At 37.0% G+C, this 362-nt stretch carries 1 protein-coding gene; it reads left to right on the plus strand.

What is annotated here, in order from left to right:
• Nucleotides 1-199: hypothetical protein (locus OSCIL6407_RS38660; RefSeq protein ID WP_234709978.1), on the plus strand; the 199-nt coding region annotated here is incomplete at its 5' end.
• Nucleotides 200-362: the final 163 nt, after the last annotated feature.

Genomic DNA, 362 nt, shown 5'->3' on the forward strand with positions numbered 1-362 from the left:
AGTATCGGGTTTATTCTCGTGCTATGCGCTCGTGAGGCAAGCCTTAAAGGTTTATGATTGTGACTTGACCAACTCAAACTTAATCCCAAAAAAGATCGCTAGTGGCGATCGCAAAACGGAAAATAGATTACTATTAAAACAATACTTCGGACACTTTTTAATATGCAAAGTATCAGTTTTTGGATCGGAAAGCAATTAAGTGAGGCGATTGATAAAAAACCGCCTCACCAATAAACACTCACCAAAGGATAAATAATCGCTACTAAGCGAGCGCTTTTTGTGAGAGAATACTCGAAAAATATTTAATTGAGGGAAAATCTATGAAAACGAAGCGACAATCGAGAAAACTACCCAGAAATTAA

Origin of the sequence: Kamptonema formosum PCC 6407 (assembly GCF_000332155.1) — a bacterium.
Taxonomy (GTDB): Bacteria; Cyanobacteriota; Cyanobacteriia; order Cyanobacteriales; family Microcoleaceae; genus Kamptonema; species Kamptonema formosum.